The 21,104-nt window shown below is 70.2% G+C and carries 25 protein-coding genes; 15 read left to right on the top strand and 10 right to left on the bottom strand.

The annotated features are described in order from the left end of the window. On the top strand, positions 1-210 hold a 210-nt coding region (locus tag AB0J78_RS11760; protein WP_363788875.1), incomplete at its 5' end, for an adenosylhomocysteinase. Between the two features lie 45 nt (positions 211-255). Here AB0J78_RS11760 and AB0J78_RS11755 read toward each other — a convergent pair. The 3 genes from AB0J78_RS11755 to AB0J78_RS11745 all read right to left on the bottom strand — a co-directional run bounded on the left by AB0J78_RS11755 (position 256) and on the right by AB0J78_RS11745 (position 2,937). After that, entirely contained in the window at positions 256-825 is a 570-nt protein-coding gene (locus tag AB0J78_RS11755) for a dihydrofolate reductase family protein (protein WP_363788873.1), read from the bottom strand. Positions 826-901: 76 nt separating this feature from the next. After that, positions 902-1,885: a nitroreductase family protein gene (locus AB0J78_RS11750; protein ID WP_363788872.1), complete on the bottom strand. Its 984-nt coding sequence runs from the start codon at positions 1,883-1,885 to the stop codon at positions 902-904. A gap of 50 nt (positions 1,886-1,935) precedes the next feature. Continuing rightward, entirely contained in the window at positions 1,936-2,937 is a 1,002-nt protein-coding gene (locus AB0J78_RS11745) for a LacI family DNA-binding transcriptional regulator (protein WP_363788871.1), read from the bottom strand. A 108-nt stretch (positions 2,938-3,045) separates the two neighbouring features. Between AB0J78_RS11745 and hisD the strand changes: the two genes are divergently transcribed. The 4 genes from hisD to AB0J78_RS11725 all read left to right on the top strand — a co-directional run bounded on the left by hisD (position 3,046) and on the right by AB0J78_RS11725 (position 7,645). Continuing rightward, positions 3,046-4,365 (top strand): histidinol dehydrogenase, encoded by a 1,320-nt coding sequence (gene hisD / locus AB0J78_RS11740; RefSeq protein WP_363788870.1) that lies wholly within the window; start codon positions 3,046-3,048, stop codon positions 4,363-4,365. Positions 4,366-4,391: 26 nt separating this feature from the next. After that, on the top strand, positions 4,392-5,690 hold the full coding sequence (locus tag AB0J78_RS11735; protein WP_363788869.1) for an MFS transporter: 1,299 nt from the start codon (positions 4,392-4,394) through the stop codon (positions 5,688-5,690). Positions 5,691-6,033: 343 nt separating this feature from the next. After that, positions 6,034-6,978: a DivIVA domain-containing protein gene (locus AB0J78_RS11730; protein WP_363788868.1), complete on the top strand. Its 945-nt coding sequence runs from the start codon at positions 6,034-6,036 to the stop codon at positions 6,976-6,978. A 43-nt stretch (positions 6,979-7,021) separates the two neighbouring features. Further along, positions 7,022-7,645, top strand: coding sequence for a class I SAM-dependent methyltransferase (locus tag AB0J78_RS11725; protein WP_363788866.1), 624 nt, complete (start codon positions 7,022-7,024; stop codon positions 7,643-7,645). A gap of 1 nt (position 7,646) precedes the next feature. Here the strand turns inward: AB0J78_RS11725 and AB0J78_RS11720 are convergent, their stop codons facing one another. The 3 genes from AB0J78_RS11720 to AB0J78_RS11710 form a co-directional block, all read right to left on the bottom strand. Beyond that, on the bottom strand, positions 7,647-8,192 hold the full coding sequence (locus AB0J78_RS11720) for a type 1 glutamine amidotransferase domain-containing protein (RefSeq protein ID WP_363788865.1): 546 nt from the start codon (positions 8,190-8,192) through the stop codon (positions 7,647-7,649). 81 nt (positions 8,193-8,273) lie between these two features. Then, the gene (locus AB0J78_RS11715; protein ID WP_363788864.1) at positions 8,274-9,233 is read right to left on the bottom strand and encodes an adenosine deaminase; all 960 of its coding nucleotides are present in this window, start codon (positions 9,231-9,233) and stop codon (positions 8,274-8,276) included. Positions 9,234-9,256: 23 nt separating this feature from the next. Beyond that, positions 9,257-10,006, bottom strand: a complete 750-nt coding sequence (locus AB0J78_RS11710; RefSeq protein ID WP_363788862.1) for a gamma-glutamylcyclotransferase — start codon at positions 10,004-10,006, stop codon at positions 9,257-9,259. Between the two features lie 91 nt (positions 10,007-10,097). Here AB0J78_RS11710 and AB0J78_RS11705 point away from each other — a divergent pair, with 91 nt between their 5' ends. The 4 genes from AB0J78_RS11705 (at position 10,098) to AB0J78_RS11690 (ending at position 13,808) form a co-directional block, all read left to right on the top strand. Next, complete coding sequence (locus AB0J78_RS11705) at positions 10,098-11,048, top strand: phosphotriesterase-related protein (protein WP_363788860.1); 951 nt, start codon at positions 10,098-10,100, stop codon at positions 11,046-11,048. A 71-nt stretch (positions 11,049-11,119) separates the two neighbouring features. Next, a complete protein-coding gene (locus AB0J78_RS11700; protein WP_363788859.1) occupies positions 11,120-12,298 on the top strand; it encodes a thiolase family protein in 1,179 nt (392 codons plus the stop codon). A 10-nt stretch (positions 12,299-12,308) separates the two neighbouring features. After that, the gene (locus AB0J78_RS11695) at positions 12,309-12,707 is read left to right on the top strand and encodes an OB-fold domain-containing protein (RefSeq protein WP_363788858.1); all 399 of its coding nucleotides are present in this window, start codon (positions 12,309-12,311) and stop codon (positions 12,705-12,707) included. Positions 12,708-12,854: 147 nt separating this feature from the next. Continuing rightward, positions 12,855-13,808, top strand: a complete 954-nt coding sequence (locus AB0J78_RS11690; RefSeq protein WP_363788856.1) for a pyridoxal-phosphate dependent enzyme — start codon at positions 12,855-12,857, stop codon at positions 13,806-13,808. A 27-nt stretch (positions 13,809-13,835) separates the two neighbouring features. Here the strand turns inward: AB0J78_RS11690 and AB0J78_RS11685 are convergent, their stop codons facing one another. The 3 genes from AB0J78_RS11685 to AB0J78_RS11675 all read right to left on the bottom strand — a co-directional run bounded on the left by AB0J78_RS11685 (position 13,836) and on the right by AB0J78_RS11675 (position 15,739). Then, positions 13,836-14,576 (bottom strand): SDR family NAD(P)-dependent oxidoreductase, encoded by a 741-nt coding sequence (locus AB0J78_RS11685; RefSeq protein WP_363788854.1) that lies wholly within the window; start codon positions 14,574-14,576, stop codon positions 13,836-13,838. A gap of 90 nt (positions 14,577-14,666) precedes the next feature. Further along, positions 14,667-15,269 carry an XRE family transcriptional regulator gene (locus AB0J78_RS11680; RefSeq protein WP_363788852.1) on the bottom strand — a complete coding sequence of 201 codons (603 nt, stop codon included), beginning with the start codon at positions 15,267-15,269 and terminating at the stop codon, positions 14,667-14,669. A gap of 62 nt (positions 15,270-15,331) precedes the next feature. Then, the gene (locus AB0J78_RS11675; RefSeq protein ID WP_363788850.1) at positions 15,332-15,739 is read right to left on the bottom strand and encodes a DUF5313 family protein; all 408 of its coding nucleotides are present in this window, start codon (positions 15,737-15,739) and stop codon (positions 15,332-15,334) included. Between the two features lie 58 nt (positions 15,740-15,797). Here AB0J78_RS11675 and AB0J78_RS11670 point away from each other — a divergent pair, with 58 nt between their 5' ends. Next, on the top strand, positions 15,798-16,259 hold the full coding sequence (locus tag AB0J78_RS11670) for a MarR family transcriptional regulator (RefSeq protein WP_363788848.1): 462 nt from the start codon (positions 15,798-15,800) through the stop codon (positions 16,257-16,259). Between the two features lie 140 nt (positions 16,260-16,399). Here the strand turns inward: AB0J78_RS11670 and AB0J78_RS11665 are convergent, their stop codons facing one another. Next, positions 16,400-17,155 carry an enoyl-CoA hydratase/isomerase family protein gene (locus tag AB0J78_RS11665; RefSeq protein ID WP_363788846.1) on the bottom strand — a complete coding sequence of 252 codons (756 nt, stop codon included), beginning with the start codon at positions 17,153-17,155 and terminating at the stop codon, positions 16,400-16,402. 213 nt (positions 17,156-17,368) lie between these two features. On the opposite strand from AB0J78_RS11665, the gene AB0J78_RS11660 reads away from it, so the two are divergent. The 5 genes from AB0J78_RS11660 (at position 17,369) to AB0J78_RS11640 (ending at position 20,948) form a co-directional block, all read left to right on the top strand. Then, positions 17,369-17,569, top strand: coding sequence for a hypothetical protein (locus AB0J78_RS11660; protein WP_132679479.1), 201 nt, complete (start codon positions 17,369-17,371; stop codon positions 17,567-17,569). 101 nt (positions 17,570-17,670) lie between these two features. Then, positions 17,671-18,060, top strand: a complete 390-nt coding sequence (locus AB0J78_RS11655; RefSeq protein ID WP_363788844.1) for a cold shock domain-containing protein — start codon at positions 17,671-17,673, stop codon at positions 18,058-18,060. A 146-nt stretch (positions 18,061-18,206) separates the two neighbouring features. Then, the gene (locus tag AB0J78_RS11650) at positions 18,207-19,235 is read left to right on the top strand and encodes an NAD(P)-dependent alcohol dehydrogenase (protein ID WP_363788842.1); all 1,029 of its coding nucleotides are present in this window, start codon (positions 18,207-18,209) and stop codon (positions 19,233-19,235) included. 13 nt (positions 19,236-19,248) lie between these two features. Beyond that, positions 19,249-20,253, top strand: coding sequence for an amidohydrolase family protein (locus AB0J78_RS11645; RefSeq protein ID WP_363788840.1), 1,005 nt, complete (start codon positions 19,249-19,251; stop codon positions 20,251-20,253). Next, positions 20,250-20,948, top strand: coding sequence for an iron-sulfur cluster assembly protein (locus tag AB0J78_RS11640; RefSeq protein WP_363788838.1), 699 nt, complete (start codon positions 20,250-20,252; stop codon positions 20,946-20,948). Before AB0J78_RS11645 ends, AB0J78_RS11640 begins: the two co-directional genes overlap by 4 nt. Positions 20,949-21,104 lie beyond the last annotated feature (156 nt).

Raw genomic sequence — 21,104 nt, 5'->3', positions numbered from 1 at the left:
AACCAGACGATCGCGCAGATCGAGCTGTTCACCAAGCCCGGTGAGTACGCCAAGGACGTCTACGTGCTCCCGAAGCACTTGGATGAGAAGGTCGCGCGTCTGCACCTGGACGCGCTGGGTGTGAAGCTGACCAAGCTGACCAAGGAACAGGCCGCCTACATCGGCGTCGACGTCGAGGGCCCCTACAAGCCCGAGCACTACCGCTACTGAGCAACCAGCCGTGAGTCTCCCGGTCTCCCACCACTCCCGGGAGGCTCACGGCTGGCCGTGTCCCCCGCAGGCGTAGCGGTGGAAGGTCATGCCGCCGTCAAAACTCCTGTGCTCGACGAGGTTCAGCGGCACCCGGGCCTTCGACGGGAAGATCCGGGTGCCGCCGCCCACCAGCACCGGCGCGGTGTAGATCTCGACCTCATCCACCAGGCCCGCGTCCAGCGCTTGGCCGCCCAGCACCGCGCCACCGATCAGCAGGTCCTCCGCGCAGGACTCCTTGAGGCGCCGAACCGCATCCGGGTCGAACTCCCGCATCAACCTGGTTCGCGTCGTGGAGACACCGGCCAGGGTCCGCGAGAAGACGACCTTCTCCGCCTTGCGCCACAGGTGCGCGAAGTCCTCCATCAGCGGGCCCTCTGCGGTGAAATCGCCTGTCTCCCAAGCGATCATCTCCTCGTACATGCGTCGCCCGTAGAGGTAGGTGCCCGCGTCGCGTTCCCGGTCGATGATGAACGCGAACACCTCGTCGCTGGGAACGGCCCAGTCGTAGCGCTCATCGGCGTCGTTCAGGTAGCCGTCGAGCGAACCGATCGCGGAGTAGATCAGCTTCGCCATGCGCACCTCCTCGTGCAGCCCGGTGGCCCATCGTGCCCGAACCGGACCCCGATGTGCACCCGGCAGCCGAGTTCGTCTAATCCAGCAGCAGTTCCTCGGGCTCCCGGCGATGTGTTTCCGGGGTGGGGGAACCGTAGCCGAAGCGCAGCACCGCCTGCGGATGCAGCGAGCCGCCGAGCATGCGGCGCAGTTCCTCGCGGGTTTCAGGGACCTCCGGCACTTGCGAGAGCACCGAGGAGGACAACCCGTGGGCGCACGCGGTCAGCAGCACTCGCTGCAGCGCCTGACCGGCCCGCACGTCGTCGGTGCGGCTGTCGTGCAGCGAGCACAGCACGGCCAGCAGCGGCTCGCGCTCGAAGTCCTTGCCGGCAACCCTCGCGGGAGCCTGCCCGGCTGAGAAGTCCCGCACCACCCACAGGTCCTGCGGCTCCGGCAGAGGCCCGGAGGCGACGGCGGGAACCCCTTCGCTGGTGTCGCGGTCCCGGCCCGTCCAGTGGTCCATCTCGGCGCGGAAGCGCTCGTCGTCCATCTGCACGCGGTGCGCCTGGTGCACCAGGTCCCCGAAGGGGTCGAGCTCGGTCCGGACGAGCACGTGCAGCCGTCCCTGCTCCCGTTGGGCGGCGCTGACCAGCGCGTGCCGGTCCGCGATCGGGACGGGGGTCTCCTGGAACGGTCGGCGGTTGTTGCGGCGCCGCGGAATCGCCTCGTACAGCGCTCGTTCGGCGGGGACCTGGGCGGTCCGACCGCCGCTGCGGACCTCGGCGAGCGTGGTCGGTGGTGCGAGCGGGGAAGGCGGGTCGACCACCGGGCGGATCCCGGCGTGTTCGAGCGCCAACCGCAGGTTGAGCAGAGCGGCGCCGCAGGCCAGGCGCAGCTCGCGGTCGTCGGGATCGGCGGCGGGCAACCGTCGCTGCGGGTCGGCGTGGACCTCGATGACGTGTTCGGAGAGCCGGAACCGCCACGGCTGCCGGTTGTGCAGCGACGGAGCGCGCCCGGCGCAGCGAATCACGTCCCGGGTCTGCTCGGCCGACAAGCCCAGCGCCGTCGGAAAGGAAGTCATCGCCCGCCCCTCGACGATTGCCGAACAATCCGAGTCTCGCAGAGGCTCGGCTAGTGCGCTGGGTGCGGCGTGCGCGCGGTCGAGCCGCGCACGAGCAGTTCGCTGGGGAAGCAGTCCCTGCGGGCCGGGAGGTCGCGGTCGCCGATCCGCTCCAGCAGCCGCGAGACCGCCGCGCGCGCCATCTCCGCGATCGGTTGGCGGACCGTGGTGATGTCGTAGGAGTCCCAGGCGGTCAGCGCGATGTCGTCGTAGCCGATCACCCACACGTCCTCCGGGACCCTGCGGCCCAGCGACACCGCGCCGTCCACGGCTCCCAGCGCGGTCAGGTCGTTGGCGCAGAACACCGCGGTCGGCGGGTCGGCCCGGTCCAGCAGGTCGCGCATCGCTGAGCGGGCGACGTCGTGCGCGAAACCGCCTGGCGCGCTGAGGTCTTCGGACAACGGGTGGCCGAGCTCGGCGAGGCGTTCGCGGAAGCCGTGCTCGCGGTGCCGGGCGGTGCTCGGCAGTTCGGGGCCGCGCAGGAAGCCGATGCGGGTGTGACCGGTGGCAACCAGGTAGTCGGCGACGGCCCGCCCGCCCGCGACGTTGTCGGTGGTGACCTGGTCGCAATCGAGCTCGTCGAGCCCGCGGTGCAGCAGCACGATCGGCTCGGCGCGAGCCACCGCGTCGCCCAGCTGCGGCGTCGCCTCGGTCACGGTGGTGAAGATCAGCCCGTCCACGGTTCCCTCGTCGAGGGATTCCAGGGCGCCCGAGCCGTCCGGGCCGTTCCACAGCACCATGCGCTGACCGGCCGCGTCGAGAGCCTCGGCGACGGCTTCGAGCAGCTGCGGGTAGAAGGGGTTGGTGATGTCGGCGACGACGACGCCGACGGTCGCGGTGCGGCGGGTGCGCATCGTGCGCGCGGCGGCGTGCGGCCGGTAGCCGGCCTCCCGCATCGCCGCCAGCACGCGTTCCCGGGTCTGCGGGGCGACCTTGCCGTTGTCCTGCAGGACGCGGGACACGGTCATCTGCGACACGCCTGCCAGCCGTGCCACGTCCCGGCTGGTGACCACCGGGCACCTCCTTCGCATTCTGCATCGAGGAAGGCCATCCTACGGGGTTTACGTAAACATCCGCGCGCTCTATCGTCTGTGTGTACGTAAACATCCTGGGAGGGATTCATGACGTTCGCGCTGAAGCGGGCCGAGCAGACCTCGGCCGCGACCACGACCTCGCTGCCCGACGTGCAGGAGAAGGTCGCCGCGATCATCGCCGACATCCGCGCGCGCGGTGACGAGGCGGTGCGGGAGCACTCGGCCCGCTTCGACAAGTGGGAGCCGGAGGCGTTCCGCCTCTCGCAGGCGCAGATCGGCGAGATCATGGCCAGGGTGCCCGAGCAGGTCATCGCCGACATCGAGTTCGTCCAGGAGCAGGTGCGGGGATTCGCCCAGAAGCAGTTGGAATCGATGCGGGAGATCGAGGTCGAGACGCTGCCGGGCGTGCACCTGGGGCACAAGCACATCCCGGTCGCGGCCGCCGGCGCCTACGTCCCGGGCGGGCGCTATCCGCTGCTGGCCTCGGCGCACATGACGATCCTCACCGCCAAGGCCGCCGGCGTGCCGCGCGTCATCGCCTGCACGCCGCCGATCCGCGGCGAGGTCCCCGACGCGACGGTCGCCGCGATGCACCTGGCCGGTGCCGACGAGATCTACCTGCTTGGCGGGGTGCAGGCCGTGGTCAGCATGGCGCTCGGCACCGAGACCATCGAACCGGTCGACATGCTCGCCGGACCGGGCAACGCCTTCGTCGCCGAGGCCAAGCGGCAGCTCTTCGGTGAGATCGGCATCGACCTGTTCGCCGGTCCGACGGAGGTGCTCGTCGTCGCCGACGACAGCGCCGATCCGTTCGTCGTCGCCGTCGACCTGCTCAGCCAGGCCGAGCACGGACCCGATTCGCCCGCGGTGCTGATCACCACCTCGGAATCGCTGGGGCGGAAGGTCATCGAGCACATCGACGCGCTGCTGCCGGAGATGCCCACCCGCGACAACGCCGAACCCGCCTGGCGCGACCACGGCGAGGTGCACGTGGTCGCCGACCTCGACGAGGCCTACCGGATGGCCGACACCTACGCCAGCGAGCACGTGCAGATCCTCACCGAACAGCCCCGCGAAGCCCTGGACAAGATGCGCAACTACGGCGCGCTGTTCCTGGGGGAGGGGACCTGCGTGTCCTACGGCGACAAGGTGATCGGCACCAACCACGTGCTCCCGACGCGAGGCGCCGCCCGCTACACCGGTGGTCTGTGGGTCGGCAAGTACCTCAAGACCGTCACCTACCAGGAGGTCACCGACCCGGCGGCCAGCGCGCACCTCGGCGAGGTCTGCGGCCGCGCGGCGCGGGTGGAGCTCTTCGAGGGCCACGCCCGATCCGGAGACGTCCGAGCCGCCAAGCACGGAACGGCCGACCTCCCCTGGGCGCCGAACGCCCTGGCACGTCCCTGAACGCGAAAACGAAAGGCACACCGACCATGTCGGTCGACGCAACGACGCGTGCCCCGAAACGGTCCGCGTCGCGCACGCTCGTCTCGAGCACCATCGGCAGCATCATCGAGTGGTACGACTTCACCATCTACGGCACCGCTGCCGCGCTGATCTTCAACCGGCTGTTCTTCACCGATCTCTCCCCGGCGGCCGGGACGCTAGCGGCCTTCGGCACCTTCGCCGCGGGTTTCATCGCCCGGCCCCTGGGAGGCTTCGTCGCAGGCCACTACGGCGACAAGCTCGGGCGCAAGGCGACGCTGGTGATGACGCTGACGCTCATGGGCGGCGCCACGACCCTCATCGGTCTGCTGCCCACCTACCAGCAGATCGGCATCGCGGCGCCCGCCCTGCTGGTGCTGCTGCGGTTGGTGCAGGGGTTCGCCGTCGGCGGCGAGTGGGGCGGCGCGGTGCTGATGGCCGTCGAGCACGCCCCGGACGATCGCCGAGGCCGCTACGGCGCCTGGCCGCAAACCGGCGTCTCGGCCGGTCTGCTGCTGGGCACCGGAGCGTTCAGCATCGTCTCGATGCTGCCCGAGCAGCAGCTGACCGCGTGGGGATGGCGGATCCCGTTCCTGCTCAGCGTCGTGCTGGCGGTGGTCGGGCTCTACATCCGGTTCCGCATCAGCGAACCCGAGTCCTTCACCGAGGCCCGTCCCGCGAAGCGGCCTCTGGTGGAGGTGCTGCGCACCCATCCCCGCGAGATCCTGATCGCGGTGGGCGTGCGCTTCGCCGAAGGCGGCAACTACTACGTGTTCACGGTGTTCATCCTGACCTACATCACCGAGCACCTGGGATTGCCCAAGCAGGCGGGCCTGACCGGGGTGATGCTGGCCGCGGCGATCAACATCGTCGCCCTGCCGCTGTGGGGCGCGTTGTCGGACCGGATCGGCCGCAAGCCGGTGTTCATCGCCGGAGCGGTGTTCATGGCGCTGTACGCGTGGCCGTTCTTCTGGCTGGTCGACACCCGTTCGCCGGTGCTGATCGCGGTGGCCCTGGTGATCGCCCTGGCCGTTCCGCACGCCGCGGTGTTCGCGCCGATCGCGGCCTTCTACGTCGAGCTGTTCGAACCGCAGCTCCGCTACAGCGGGCTGTCGATCGGCTACCAGATGGGCAGCGTCCTGCTGGGCGGCTTCACGCCGCTGCTGGCCACCAGCCTCATCCTCTGGTCCGGCGGGAAGTCCTGGAGCGTGGCCGTCCTGGTGGCGTCCGGGGCGCTCATCGCCGCTGTCGCGATGAGAACGGCCCCGGAAACCCACCGGAAGCCCCTCACAGAACAGGCTTCCTGACCGGCCCGACCCGGGGGTGACGTGGGCGGATCGTCACCTCCGGGTTCGGGTGCCAGGAGTCGTTGAGGAATCGCGTTGCGTGGCGGTGCCGGTGGCAGAAACCCCCGAAGGGAAGGCGCAGCGTTCCTAGACAGCGCCTGAAAGCCTCGTGAAGATTTCCGCCGATTTTCGGATCGCGCGGTTACCTCGGTCGGATCAACGCCAATCGGCTGGCTCGGCCCTTGATCTGTCGGCTGGGTTTGGGCAAGCTTGAGCCCGCACAACGGGCGGTCGGGGGCCTGGCGGGACGAGCCGGGTATGCGTCCGAGAGGAATGATGCGGACGCCCTGTGGAGGCCGGAGTAATGCTCACCCCTGATGACGTGCGGAATGTCGTCTTCGGCCGGGCTTGGCGCAAGGAACGCGGATACGACGAGGCCGAGGTCGACCACTTCCTCGGACGGGTCGAGGCGACGCTGCGCGGCAAGCGGGCGGTGAGCGCTCGTGACGTGCTGACCGCCGAGTTCAGCCCGCGCAGGCGCGGCGGTCGCGCCTACAAGAAGGCTCAGGTCGACGAGTTCCTGGACAAGGTCGCGCTGACGCTGATGAAGCTCGAAGTGCGCGCCGACGAGCGTCGCAAGTCCCGCCCGGCGGAGGAACCCGAACCCGCGCGCAAGCCCGCCGAGAACCGCGAGAAGCCCGCTGAGGTGCTGGTGCCGAAGCGGCCCGCGCGCGAACCGGCCCCGGTGGCCGAAGCCGCCGCCGCGAGGCCGTCCGAGCAGTTCCGCGGTCTGCAGCCGGCGACGTCGCAGAGCTCCGCGCTGGACAAGGCCGAGGTCGACGCCTTCATGGACCGGGTCCAGGCCACCCTGCGGGGCATCGACCACCTCACGTCCAACGACGTGCTCAACGCCCGGTTCAACCCACCGGCTCCGGGGATGCCGGGCTACGACGAGGCGGGCGTGCTGGCCTTCCTGGTGATGGTGTCCTCCAGCATCCGCAACATCAACCGCAACACCAGCACCAACATGAGCGCGGTGACGGCCACGGGCACCAACCCGCACCCGGTGACCGCGACGGGCGCGAACATGCGGCCGGTCGCGACCGGCACCAACATGCGGCCGGTGACCGCCACCGGCACGAACATGCGCCCGGTGAGCACCGGGACGAACCTGCCGCCGGTCACCGGCACGGGCACCAACCTGCCCCCGATCGCCGCGCAGACCGGCGCGTTCCCGGGGCACGCCGGGGACAACCGGCCGTCCCGGCAGCGGATGATCCCCGGACGCCGCCGTCCGCCGAGGCGCTGAAACCACCGGTGCGCGACCCCTCGGTCCGGTAGCGTTACCCGCCGTGAACGGCGATCGCGCGAACAAGCTGCGGCGGTACTGGGACAAGTCCGCGCCCTCGTACGACGGCGTGATGGCCCGCTTCGACCGCTACCTGGCGGGCGACAGCAGGCAGTGGGTCTGCTCCCGGGTTCGCGGTGAGGTGCTGGAAGTCGCCATCGGGACCGGTCTGAACCTGCCGCTGTACCCGGCCGGCACGCCGCTGACCGGGATCGAGTGGAGCCCCGCGATGCTGCAGCTGGCTCGGCGACGTCGCGCCGCCCTCGGCCTCGACGTCGAGCTGCGGGAGGGCGACGCGCGTTCGTTGCAGTTCCCCGACGGCGCGTTCGACACCGTGGTGTGCACGTTCTCGCTGTGCGCCATCCCCGACCACGAGCAGGCGATCACCGAGATGCACCGGGTCCTGCGGCCCGGCGGGCGACTGCTGCTCGCCGACCACGTGGTGAGCACCGCGTGGCCGGTCCGGCTGATCCAGCGCGCCGCCGAGGTCGTGACGGTGCCGACGGGCGGCGAGCACTTCCGCCGCCGCCCCTCGCGGCACCTGCGCGCCGCGGGCTTCGAGGTGCAGGAGTCCGAGCGCTTCAAGCTCGGCCTCATCGAGCGCCTCGTCGCGGCCAAGCGCGCCTGAGTCAGCTCGACGCGATCGTCTTGATCACCGCGTCCTGGAAGGCGGTCAGGTCATCGGGATTGCGGCTGGTGATCAGGTTGCCGTCGACGACGACCTGCTGGTCGGTGACCTCGCCTCCCGCGTTGCGGATGTCGGTGCGGATGCTGGGGAACGACGTCAGCTGCCGCCCCTTCACCACATCGGCCTCGACCAGCGTCCACGGGCCGTGGCAGATGGCGCCCACGGGTTTGCCCGCGTTGACGAAGTCGCGCACGAACGACACCGCGGTCCCGTCGCGACGCAGCTGATCGGGGTTGATGGTGCCGCCCGGCAGCACGAGCGCGTCGTAGTCGCGCACCGAGACACGGGCGACCTCGCGGTCGACCGGGAAGCGGTCGCCCTTGTCGATGTCGCCGTTCATCGCCTGGATCTCCCCGGCGTGCGGCGACACCACCTCGACCTGCCCGCCCGCGCGTTCGATCGCGTCGCGCGGGCCCACCAGCTCGACCTGCTCCACGCCGTCGGTGGCCAGGATCGCGACCTTGCGGCCGCTGAGTTCGTCAGCCATGGTTGAACCTCCGTTCACGGGTACCGTTCGGTGAGGTACCCGCGAGCGGAGGTTTCCCAAACGCGTCCACTGGGGACCGTGTCAGTCGTCGATCTCGGCCTTCCAGGCCGTCTTCTGCTCGTCGGTGGCGAAGCACGCGTCGAACGAGTTGCGCGCCAGCGTCTTCAGCTGTTCGTCGGTGAGGCCCAGCTCGCTGCGCAAGGCGGCGAAGTTGTCGTCGACGTAGCCGCCGAAGTACGCGGGGTCGTCGCTGTTGACGCAGGCCAGCAGGCCCGCGTCGAGCATCGCCGGAAGCACGTGGTCGGAGAGCTTGTCGACGGTCCGCAAGGCCACATTGGACAGCGGGCAGACCGTCAGCGGGATCTGCTCGTCGCGCAGCCGGGCCACCAGCTCGGGGTCCTCCATGGCGCGGATTCCGTGGTCGATCCGCTCGACGCCGAGGACGTCCAGGGCGTCGAGCACGTAGTCCGGCCCGCCCTCCTCGCCGGCGTGGGCGACGCGGTGCAGGCCCTCGGCCGCCGCGCGCCGGTAGACCTCGGCGAACGGCGCCGGCGGGTGCCCGACCTCGGCGGAGTCCAGGCCCACGCCGATGAAGCGCTCCCGGTAGGGCAGCGCCAGCCGCAGCGTCTCGGCCGCGGCCTCGGGTCCGAGGTCGCGCAGGAAGCACAGGATGAGGTCGGTGGACACCCGGGAGTCGCGCAGCGCTCCGGTGATGCCCTCGAACACCGCGCCGATCGGCACGTCGTTGGCCAGGTGCACCTGCGGGTCGAAGAAGATCTCCGCCCGCCGCACCCCGGCACGTTCCGCGCGCACCAGGTAGGCGCTGGTCAGGTCGTAGAAGTCCTGGTCGGTGCGCAGCACCGGCAGGTTCGCGTAGTACAGGTCCAGGAACGACTGCAGATCGCTGAAGTCGTACTTCGCCCGGAGCTCGTCGAGATCGCTGGTCGGCAGCGCGAGTCCGTTGCGCTGGGCCAGCTCGACCAGCATCTCCGGTTCGAGCGTCCCCTCGATGTGAATGTGCAGTTCCGCAGTCGGCAACATGTGAATTCCTCCCCGGAACAAACCTACCGGGGCACCTCGCCGTCCAGCGGTGCGGTCGGGGGAGCGGGTTCGCCGACGATCTCGGTGCAGGTCAGCCCGTCGGAGGCGGCCGGTGTGCCGGTGAGGTCGCGCGCCTCGCTCTGGGTGAGGGCGCTGCAGGGCACGAACCGGCCGTCCACCAGCAGCGGGCGGCGGATCTCGCCGAGCGCGCCGTAGGCCAGCACGTCGGCGGCGGGACCGGTGTCGAGCTCGACGCGTTCGGGGCCGTGCAGCCGCACCAGCCGGTAGCGCTCGCCGCGGCCCTCGCACTCGTCGAGGACCCGCCGCTGCCCGGCGGTGGCCAGCCACACCGCGTGGTGCTCGACGACCCCGGGAGACGAGACGAGCACGGCCGGCCGCTGGCCGTCGCGAGCGCGCACCCCGGAGGCCCACACCGCGGACAGGCCCGTGCATGTGGCGCTGAGGACCACGACCGGGCCCCGGAGGCCGAGCTCGGAACGCAGCCAGGTGATCTTGCTCGGGCAGACGTTGGAGCCGTAGGCCAGCACCGGCCACCGGGCCGACAGCGGCTCGGCACCCGCACCGGTCAGGAACTCGTCGAGGCAGCCCGCGCCCACCCGCCAGCCCGAGGGCAGCGAGGGGTCGGGCGTCAGGCGCCACCCGGTTCCGTCCAGGTGCAGGTAGGAGTGGGCGGGACGCGCACCGGGGTAGGGGTCGGCGGGGAACTCCTCGTCGCGGAACGTCGCGGCGCCCAAGGTGTTGACCACGGTCACCGCTCCAACATGCCCACCTCGGACGGGTCCGCGCAAGCCGATCGGGCGTCTAGGGTGCCGGGCACGCTGCCGTTCGTCGAGGAGGACGAAGATGGTCGAGACAGTGCGCGGACAGGTTCCGGCCGATCAGCTGGGCACAGTGCTCATGCACGAGCACGTCTTCGTGCTGAACGAGGAGATCCGCCGCAACTACCCCGAGTTCTGGGACGAGGAGGAACGGGTCGCCGACGCGATCAAGCGCCTGCGCGAGCTGGCCTCGCGCGGGGTGGACACCATCGTCGACCCGACCGTGATCGGGCTCGGCCGCGACGTCGAGCGCGTCGCCCGCATCAACGCCGAGGTCGACCTCAACATCATCACCGCCACCGGCCTCTACACCTACGACTCGGTGCCGTTCTTCTTCCGCCTGCACGGCCCGGGCACGCTGCTCGGCGGCGACGAGGTGATGGTGCGGATGTTCGTCAAGGACATCACCGAGGGCATCGCGGAGACCGGGGTCAAGGCCGCGTTCCTCAAGTGCGCCATCGAGGAGGAGCTCACGCCGGGCGTGGAGCGCGTGCTCAACGCCGTCGCCGAGGCGCACGTGAGGACCGGTGCGCCGATCACCGTGCACACCAGCCCAGCCCACCGCACCGGCCTCGTCGCCCAGGAGGTGTTGCGGCGCAACGGAGTCGACCTCGGCAGAGTCGTGATCGGGCACAGCGGCGACACCACCGACACCGACTACCTGCGGGAGCTCATCGACAACGGTTCCTACATCGGGATGGACCGCTTCGGGCTGGACGTCCTGCTGCCCACCGACGAACGGGTGGCCACCATCGCCGAGCTCGCGCGCGGCGGACTGGCCGATCGGATGGTGCTGGCCCACGACGCGTCCTGCCACATCGACTGGTTCCCGTCGGGGGTGGTCGAGCAGGCCCTGCCGAACTGGCATTACACGCACATCCACGACGTGGTGCTCCCGGCGCTGCGCGAAGCGGGCGTCACCGAGCAGCAGCTGACGACGATGCTGGTGGACAACCCGCGCCGCTACTTCGACTGAGCCCGCGGGCGTTTACAAAGCGGATGCCCTGACCTACTTTCGGATCGAGATCGTTCCGCAAGGGGGGGCAGATGAGCAGTCGCCGTGACCTGCCTGCGCGCCGGAGGGCCGCGATCGCCGGTCTCGGCATGACCGAGATGGGCAAGGTCTACGGTCGCACCGCGCAGCAGTTCGCCGCCGAGGCGGTTCGCCGGGCCGTGGCCGACGCGGGGCTGCGGCTCGGCGACGTCGACGGCCTGCTGGTCTCGGCGGGACTGGCGGGCGGTGTCGACCTGAGCCTGCAGGACGACCTGGGGCTGGTGGACCTGCGGCTGCTCAGCCAGATGCAGTCGTTCGGGTCCACCGCAGGCGCGATGGTCCAGCACGCGGCGATGGCCGTCGAGGCGGGCATGGCCGACACCGTGGTCTGCGTGTTCGCCGACGCCCCGCTGCGCGAGGGGGCCTCGACCGGCGCCGCCTACGCGGCCGACCGGTATTCGCCGAAGGGCTGGGGCGGCATGGTCGCCAGCAGCGGGTTCACCGGCCCCAACTCGTTCTACGCGCTGGCCGCGCGACGGCACATGCAGGCCTACGGCACCACCAGCAAGCAGCTCGGCGAGATCGCCGTGGCGCAGCGCGAGTGGGCCGCGATGAACCCGCTGGCCCGGTTCCGCGAGCCGATGGACATCGCCGACCACCAGGAGTCCCGGCTGGTCGCCGAGCCCTTCCACCTGCTGGACTGCTGCCTGGTGTCCAACGGCGGCATCGCCGTCGTCGTCACCCGCGGCGATCGCGCCGCCTCACTGGCCCAGCCGCCGGTGTCGGTGCTGGGCTGGGCCCAGGCCCACCCCGGCGGCTCGCTGCGCCGCGATGACGACCTGGGACTCGTCAGCGGCGCGGCCCAGGCGGGCCCGCAGGCGCTGCGGATGGCCGGGGTGTCGCTGGCCGACATCGACATCGCCGAGCTCTACGACTGCTACACCTTCACGGTCCTGCTGACCCTGGAGGACTACGGCTTCTGCGCCAAGGGCGAGGGAGGTGAGTTCGTCTCCACCCCGGGCGTGCTCGGTCCCGGCGGCTCGCTGCCGGTCAACACCGGCGGCGGGCAGCTGTCGTCCTACTACATGTGGGGCATGACGCCGCTGTCGGAGGCGATCATCCAGGCCCGCGGTCAGGCGGGCGCCCGCCAGGTCCCCGACCACGAGCTGGTGCTGGTGTCGGGCAACGGCGGCATCTTCTCCCACCACAGCACGCTGGTGCTGTCCGCCTGAAAGAGGTTCCATGGCCCTCGTCCCGGTCGCCAGAGACCACGCCAGCGCGGAGTTCTTCGACGGAACCCGCATCGGTGAACTCCGCCTTCCCCGCCGCCGCGACACCGGCGAGCACCTGAGCCCGCACACCCCGATCGCCCCGGACGACGACGTCGAGCAGGTCGCGGCGAGCGGAACGGGTCGGGTGGTGTCCTGGAGCGCGGTGCACCACAAGCTTCCCGACGGCGGCACGTTCCGGCTCGTGGTCGGCATCGTCGAGCTCGACGAAGGCCCCTGGTGGTGGACCCGGCTCGACGGGGTCGACCCCGACGCCGACCTCAGCGACCTGCGGGTCGAGGTCGCCTTCGAACCCTCGGGCCCGGAACCGGAGCACGAGGTCATCCCGTACTTCCGCCCGGAGAGAGGCTGACGGTTCCCACGCCGATGTCGCGCGATGGTCCGTTCGCGGGAGATCCGGCGCGGTTCCACGGAATCCACAATGGACAAACCGGCCCGATCGCGCACTGCGCCGTGCGGGTGACTACCGTGCGGGGAAGGAGTGCTGGGGAGGCGCGTTGTGATCGGGATCGAGGACGTCGAAGCCGCTGCGGGTGTCATCTTAGGGCACGTGGTGCGCACGCCGACGGTGACCAGTCCGGGGCTGTCCGAGCTGCTCGGCGCACCGGTGACCGCGAAGCTGGAGCTGTTGCAGCGCACCGGGTCGTTCAAGGCTCGCGGTGCGGTGGCCAAGCTGCTGTCGCTGACCGAGGCCGAGCGCGCGGCCGGTGTGGTCGCGGTCAGCGGCGGCAACCACGGCATCGGCCTGGCGGTGATGGCCGGTGCACTGCACGTCAAGGCCACCGTGGTGATGCCGCGCTCGGCGCCCGAGCGTGCCGTGGAGGTGGCCGAGTCCGCCGGGGCCACGGTCCGCCTGGCCGACGACATGGCCGGGGCGTTCGCGCTCACCGACCAGCTCCGGGCCGAGGGCAGCACGCTGGTGCACCCCTTCGACGATCCCGCGGTGATCGCCGCGCAGGGCACGGTCGGGCTGGAACTCGCCGAGGACGCGGGTGAACTCACCGACGTCCTGGTCAGCATCGGCGGCGGTGGTCTGATCTCGGGCGTGGCCACCGCGCTGCGCGCGAAGCGACCCGGCGTGCGGATCTGGGGCGTGGAAACCGAAGGGGCCGAGGCGATGTCGGCCGCGCTGGCGGCCGGCGGCCCGGTGGCCGTCGAGCTGTCCTCGATCGTGTCGACCCTCAGCGCCCCGGCCGTCTCCGAGCTGACCTACCAGCACGTTCGCGAGATGGTCGAAGACGTGCTGGTGGTGCCCGATTCCGAAGCGGTGCAGGGCGTTCTGGACCTCGCCGGGCACGCGAAGCTGTGGGCCGAACCGGCCGCCGGCTGCCTGCTCCCGGCCGCACGCCGGATCATCGCCGAGCGCGAGGACGTCAAGCTCGGCCTCGTCGTCTGCGGCGGCAACGCCACCCCGGCCGACGTCATGGCCTGGGCCGACCGCTTCCGGGGCTGAACGCGCAGCGCCCAGCCCCGGTGCCGGTCACTCCGAGCGGTGGATCACGCGCGCCGAGGTCTGGTCGCGGGCCAGCAGCAGGATCTGGTCGACGTTGACGTGCGGGGGACGGGTCGCCACCCACGAGACGGTCTCGGCGACGTCCTCCGCGGTGAGCGGGTTGGTGCCCTGGTAGACGGCGTCGGCCTTCTCCTGGTCGCCGCGGAAGCGGACCAGGCTGAAGTCCGTCTGGACCAGGCCCGGGTCGATCTCGCACACCCGGATCGGCTGGCCGAACATCTCCAGCCGCAGCACTCGGGTCAGCGCCGCGACAGCGTGCTTGGCCGCGTTGTAGCCGCCGCCGGTGGCGTAGGGCTCGCGGCCCGCGACCGATCCGATGTTGATGACCTGCCCGTCACCGGACTCCAGCAACTTCGGCAGCAGCGCGCGGGTCACCCGCAGGGTGCCCATCACGTTGGTCTCGTACATCCACAGCCAGTCCTCGTCCTTGGCGTCCAGGATGGTCTCGGAGCCGACCGCGCCGCCCGCGTTGTTCACCAGCAGGTCGCAACGCTCGACGGCGTCGGTGAACGCGTCGACCGAGGCCTGGTCGGTGACGTCGAGCTCCAGCGCACGGGCCCCGATCGAGTCGGCGACCTCCTGCAACCGGTCCAGCCGGCGCGCGCCGAGCACCACCTCGAAGCCGGCCTCGGCCAGGGCCTTGGCACTGGCGGCGCCGATCCCGCTGCTGGCCCCGGTGACCACCGCTACCGGCGTTGGCTTGCCCATCGAAACTCCTCCTCGAACCTCAGCCTTCAGCGCTCAACCTAACCGGCCGAGGAAGATCGGGTCGCTCGTGGTGACCGCGCGGGGACGAGATCACGACCCCGGGCTGTCGGGATCGTGCTTCGGGCGGGCGCGGAGGTGTGCGCGTTCGCCCTGCTTGCCGAACAGGCTCAGGAACTCCACGGCCTGGTCGTCGGCGGCGCCGAACCAGTGCGGAACGCGGGTGTCGAACTCGGCGGCCTCACCGGGGGAGAGCACCAGGTCGTGCTCGCCGAGCACCATGCGCAGACGCCCGTTGAGGACGTAGAGCCACTCGTAGCCCTCGTGGGTCTGCGGATCGGGCTCGTTGCGGCCGCTCCCGGCCGGGAGGATCAGCTTGTACGCCTGGATGCCGCCCGCGCGCCGGGTCAGCGGCAGCATCGTCAGGCCGCCCCGCTTGACCGGCCGCATGTGCACCCGCGGGTCGCCGGTGGGTGGGGCGTCGACGAGCTCGTCGAGCGTGACCCCGTGCGCCTTGGCCAGCGGCAGCAGCAGTTCGAGGGTCGGTTTCCGCGAGCCGGACTCGAGTCTCGACAGGGTGCTCACCGAGATCCCGGTGGCGTTCGAGAGGTCCGCGAGGGTCGTTTCCCGCTGCCGTCGCAGCGCCCGCAACCTCGGCCCGACGGCGTCCAGCGCTTGCCCGAATTCCGCGTCCACCCCTCCACCTTGCCACTGCGGCAACCGGGATTGCCACGATGCTCACCCGGGCGCACGAGCGCTCAGCCGTTGTTGCGGTAGATCTCGTCGTAGCGGGAGGCCCGCTGGGCGCGGGCTTCGGCGTGGGCGGCTTCGCGCGTCGCCCGGCCGGTGCCGATGGGGTAGCCGTGCTTGTGCAGCCGGTACTCGCAGGTGTGCTCCATGTAGGACAGCGAGTACCACAGCGCGAGGATGACTCCGCCGAGCACCGCCATCGCCCGGATCCACAGCGGGCCCGGGAGCAGCAGGAACAGCAGGCCGGGGGAGATCTGGACGAGGCTGCGCGCGGTGTGCCGCAGCACCCAGGTCCGGCAGGTGACGTCGTGGAGCACCCATTCGCGGTGCCGTGCGGGCAGGCGGCCGCCGAAGGCGTACCAGACCCACCGCAGCGGATTCGGTCGCACCAGTCGGGCTTCGGGGTGTTGGCTCACACCCGATATTTAGCACACTAACTATTAGCGCGTAGCGGAAGGTGAGTAAGCTGACCCCGTGCAGACTCCCGACCTGGGCGAGGACCCGCTCGCCCTCGACCGCCAGGTGTGCTTCGCGCTGTCGGTCGCCTCCCGCAACGTCATCTCGCTCTACCGGCCGCTGCTGGCGCCGATGAACCTCACCCACCCGCAGTACCTGGTGATGCTGGCGCTGTGGGAACGCTCGCCGCGCTCGGTCACCGATCTCTGCGACGTCCTGCACGCCGACGCGGCCACGCTGTCACCGCTGCTCAAACGCCTGGAATCAGTGGGCTACGTGCTGCGCACCCGCAGCCGCAGCGATGAGCGCAGGCTGGAGGTCGCGCTCACCGAGGAAGGTGCGCGGCTGCGCGCCGAAGCCGAGAAGATCCCGTACAAGATCGTGGAGACCCTGGGCATGGAGCTCTTCGAGCTCGAAGAGCTCCACGAGGCGCTGACCAAGGTCATCTCGGCAAGCCGCCGGGCCCTGGACGCCCGGTGACGATCACTTCCGGAACGAACGTGGACTGATCATCGCGAGAAGGATGAACAGTGCGTGCAGCGCGCGGTAACCCGGTGGTTCCGCTGCGCCGTCCACAGAGGAGTGAAACGCGAGATGACGTGCTCTGATCGGGATTTCCGCTAAGCGAACGGGAAAACCGGCAACCGGCGTTCGAGGAACGCGCCGACGCCCTCGGCGGTCTCGCCGGTCTTCACCGCGACCTCGTGCCAGTGCTCGGCTCGCTCGGTCAGCGGCGCGCCGCGTCCGGCCAGGTCCACCAGCTCCTTGGCCGCGCGCACGCTCAGCTGGGAGCGTGCCGCGATGGTCCCGGCCAGCTCGGCCACCCGCTCCGCCGGATCGGCCACGACCTCGTCGACCAGTCGCATGGCCAGGGCGCGGGGCGCGTTGAAGAAGTCCGCGGAGAACAGCAGCAACTTCGCCGCCGACGGACCGACCAGTTCGGTCAGCCGCGCGATGCTCGACGGCGGGTACACCACGCCGAGCTTGGCCGGGGTGATGCCGAAAACGGCGGACTCGGCGGCGATGCGCAGATCGCAGGCCGCCGCCAGCTGGCAGCCGCCACCGATGCACAGGCCGTTGATCAGCGCGATCGTCGGCAGCGGGCACTCCAGCAGCGCCCGTTCCGCCGGTTCGGTGGCGCTCGCTTCCGGGCCCTCGATCTCGTGCAGCTCGGAGATGTCCGCGCCGGCGCAGAACGCGTCTCCGGCACCGGTGAGGACCACGACCCGGACCTCGGGGTCGGCGGTGGCCTCGGCGAGCAGTTCGGGCAGCCGTCGCCACATGGCGGCGTTCATCGCGTTGCGCTTGCCGGGGTTGTCGATCGTGATCTGGGCCACTTTCTGATCGACTTCCAGCCGCAGTTCCCCGTTGCTCATGCCGCCTCCGCGCCGTTGCCGCCTGCTGCCCGGCGGATCGTATCCGCAGATCGACACCGGTGACCCAGGGTCGTGTCCGGGGTAACGGCAGTGCGGTCCTCACCTGATCGGGATCGCCCGCGGCTCGGGTCTAGCCTGACCGTCGGCCGTGCGAAGAACGTGAAAACCAGTGAGGATCTCCGGAGATGTTCACGCGGAAGGATGGCGCACAGGATGGATGAGGAGACCCGCAGCAGGTTGGCGGAGATGCGCTCGCTGGCGGAGGAGCTGCACCCGGAGACGATCGAGGCCGAGATCGGCCGTGCCCGGGTGGAGGCCTACCAGGCGGGGATCAAGTTCGCCGCGGACTTCATCGAGCACGGCCCCAAGGAACGCAGCCGGCCCGACACCGACATCCCGATGCCGCGTCGGTAGTGCCGAGGTCCGCACCGCCACTGGGTTCGCCTCGCCGATGTGACCGCGGGTAGAGTGCCTGACCTGCGGTTCGGGTACGGGGTGAAGGTGGGGAGCGGCAGATGGTCACGGGCAAGGTCGTCCGGTTCGACGAGGTGCGCGGATACGGGTTCGTGGCGCCCGACGGCGGTGGCGAGGACGTCTTCATCCACGTCAACGACCTGACCTTCGACAAGCGGCTGGTCGCCCCCGGTGCGGTCGTCGAGTTCGACCCCGAGGACAGCGACCGTGGCCCCAAGGCCTCCAACGTCCACATCCTGCGCCAGTCCGCCGCTCCCGGCGAGCAGCCGCCGGAGGAGGAGCTCTTCGACGTGCTCTCGGCGAAGGAGTTCCACGAGACCGTCACCGAAGCGCTGCTGACCTCCGCGCCGACGATGACCGCAGAGCAGATCCTGCAGGTCCGCCAGAAGCTCACCCAGATCGCCGTCCGCCACGGCTGGGTCGACGCCTGATCCGCTCGGCGCGGCGAGCATCCCGCGGGCGGCATCGCTGATCGCCCGACTTGACCGAATCAGACGGCCCGGCCCGACGGGCGGTCATGGCCGCTTCGGCGCAACCTGGGACGGACCCGTCCTGGTCGAGCCGGAGGTGGTCGGCGGTGCGAGCGGTACGCGTGCACGAGTACGAGCAGAAGCCTGTCGTCGAATCGGTCCCGGATCCCGAGGTCACCGGCCCCTGGGACGTGCTGGTGGAGATCAACGCGGCCGGGGTGTGCCGGACCGACCTGCACATCATCGAAGGCCAGTGGAAGGACAAGAGCGGCGTCGCGCTGCCCTACGTCATCGGCCACGAGAACGCCGGAACGGTCCGCGAGGTCGGCTCAGCCGTCAGCAACACCGCTCCCGGTGACCGCGTCATCCTGCACCCGCTGGTGACCTGCGGGCTCTGCCGGGCCTGCCGCTCCGGCGACGACGTGCACTGCGAGAACTCCAGCTTCCCCGGCATCAACGCCGACGGCGGCATGGCCGAGCTGATGCTGACCAACGCCCGCTCGGTGGTGCGCCTCGACGACGGCCTGGCACCCGCCGACGTCGCCGCGCTGGCCGATGCCGGGCTCACGGCCTACCACGCGGTGCGCAAGGCCGTGCCGCTGCTGCACGCGGGCACCCACGTGATCCTCATCGGCGCGGGCGGCCTCGGCCACATCGGTCTGCAGTCGGTGCTGGCCATGACGCCCGCCGAGATCACCGTCATCGACCGCTCGCAGGAGGCGCTGGACCTCGCGACGCAGCTCGGTGCCCACCACGCGGTGCTCGCCGACGGCTCGCACGTGGACACCGCGCTGGAGATCACCGCAGGTCGGGGTGCCCACGTGGTGCTCGACTTCGTAGGTGAAGGCGGTACCGAAGCCGAAGGTGTGGCGATGACCAGGCAGGCGGGCTCGTACTTCGTCATCGGCTACGGCGGGCGGGTGGACATCCCGACCATCGACGTGATCTCCCGCGAGATCAACGTGATCGGCAACCTCGTCGGCTCCTACAACGACCTCGACGAGCTGATGGCGCTGACCGCGCGAGGCCAGGTCTCGCTGCGCACCCGCGAGTACGGGCTGGACGAGGCGCTCGGCGCGCTCGCCGATCTCGACGCAGGCCGCATTCCCGGCGGTCGAGCGATTCTCGTGCCATAGGAAGGAACCGGACATGTACGTCAAGGGCGACGAGCAGTACTTCATCGTGGACGGGCACATCCACTTCTGGGATGGCACGCCCGCGAACCAGGCCAACCGCTACGGCACGGGGTTCCTCAACTGCTTCTACGACTACCACTCCAACCTCAGCCCGGAGGAGCACAAGTGGTCGCTGGAGCACTTCCAGCTGCAGAGCGAGCAGGACGTGCTGCACGACCTGTTCGAGGTCGGTTACGTCGACAAGGCCATCTTCCAGCCGACCTACCTGACCGACTTCTTCGTCAACGGCTTCAACACGACCGAACGGGACGGCACTCTCGCCGAGAAGTACCCGGATCGCTTCATCGTCAACGGCAGCTGGGACCCGCGCGACGAGGAGGAGGGCCTGACGTCGCTGGAGCGGCAGGCGGAGCGCTGGAACCTGCGCGGCGTGAAGCTCTACACCGCCGAGTGGAAGGGCGCCTCCAAGGGCTGGAAGCTCTCCGACCCGTGGTCCTACCGGTACCTGGACAAGTGCCAGGAGCTGGGGATCCGCAACATCCACGTGCACAAGGGGCCGACGATCTACCCGCTTAACCGGGATGCCTTCGACGTCGCCGACGTCGACGACGCGGCCACCGAGTTCCCGGAGCTGAACTTCATCGTCGAGCACTGCGGCCTGCCGAGGCTGGAGGACTTCTGCTGGATCGCCACGCAGGAGCCCAACGTCTACGGCGGTCTGGCGGTGGCGATGCCGTTCATCCACTCCCGGCCGCGCTACTTCGCCCAGATCATCGGTGAACTGCTCTACTGGCTGGACGAGAACCGGCTGACCTTCGCCAGCGACTACGCGATCTGGACGCCGCAGTGGTTGATCGAGAAGTTCGTGGACTTCCAGATCCCGGAGGACATGCAGTCCGAGTACGGCGTGCTCACACCCGACGTCAAGCGCAAGGTCCTGGGCCTGAACATGGCCAAGCTCTACGACATCGAGGTGCCGGTGCAGATCCCGTCCGCGCGGGAGGCGGTGGCCCGATGACCGCGGCCTCCACTGTGGACACCGACGTGGTGGTGCGGGCGCTGGGCTCGGTGGTCGATCCGGAGCTGGACCGGCCGATCACCGAGCTCGGGTTCGTCGCCCGGTGCGAGGTGCGCGGCGACGGGGTGGAGGTCGACCTGCGGCTGCCGACCTACTTCTGCGCACCGAACTTCGCCTACTTGATGGTCGCCGACGCCCACGGCGCGCTGAGCTCGTTGCCCGGGGTCGGCCGCGTCTCGGTGCGCCTCCTCGACCACTTCGCGGCCGAGGAGATCAACGCCGGCGTCGCGGCGGGAGAGGGCTTCGACGCGGCGTTCCCCGGCCTCGCCGCCGGTGAGCTCGACGAGCTCCGCGCGGTGTTCCTGCGCAAGGCCCACGCGGCGGAGCAGGAGCGCCTCGCCGGAATCCTGCTCAAGTCCGGTCGCACCCACGAAGACCTGACCGCCCTGACCCTGGCCGACCTCCCGGACACGACGGCGCTCCGCCGCCTCCGCCGGCGACTCGGCCTCCGCGACGACGACCGGGCGCCGCTGCTCACCGACGACGCGGGCGATCCGCTCACGCAGGACGACCTCCCGCTCCGCCTGAGGATCGCCCGCACCACCCGGATCAGCATCGAAGCCAACCAGACCTGGTGCCAAGGCCTCCTCGACACCCGCTACCCCCACCCACAACCCCCAACCCACCCCCACTGACCAGATTTCAATGGAAATCGGGGTCCGGATTTCAGTGGAACTCCGGTCCCGAACTTCAGTGGAACTCCGGTCGACAAAGTTGAATCGGTAGTGATGATGGGTTCAGTGGGGAATGAAATTAACCGCCGCGGGTGGGGTCGGTTTGGGAGGTCGGGT

It is taken from the genome of Saccharopolyspora sp. NPDC049426, from assembly GCF_040676935.1.
GTDB lineage: Bacteria > Actinomycetota > Actinomycetes > Mycobacteriales > Pseudonocardiaceae > Saccharopolyspora.
Note: the sequence above shows the minus strand (reverse complement) of the source record. Positions and strands in the feature narration are given on the sequence as shown.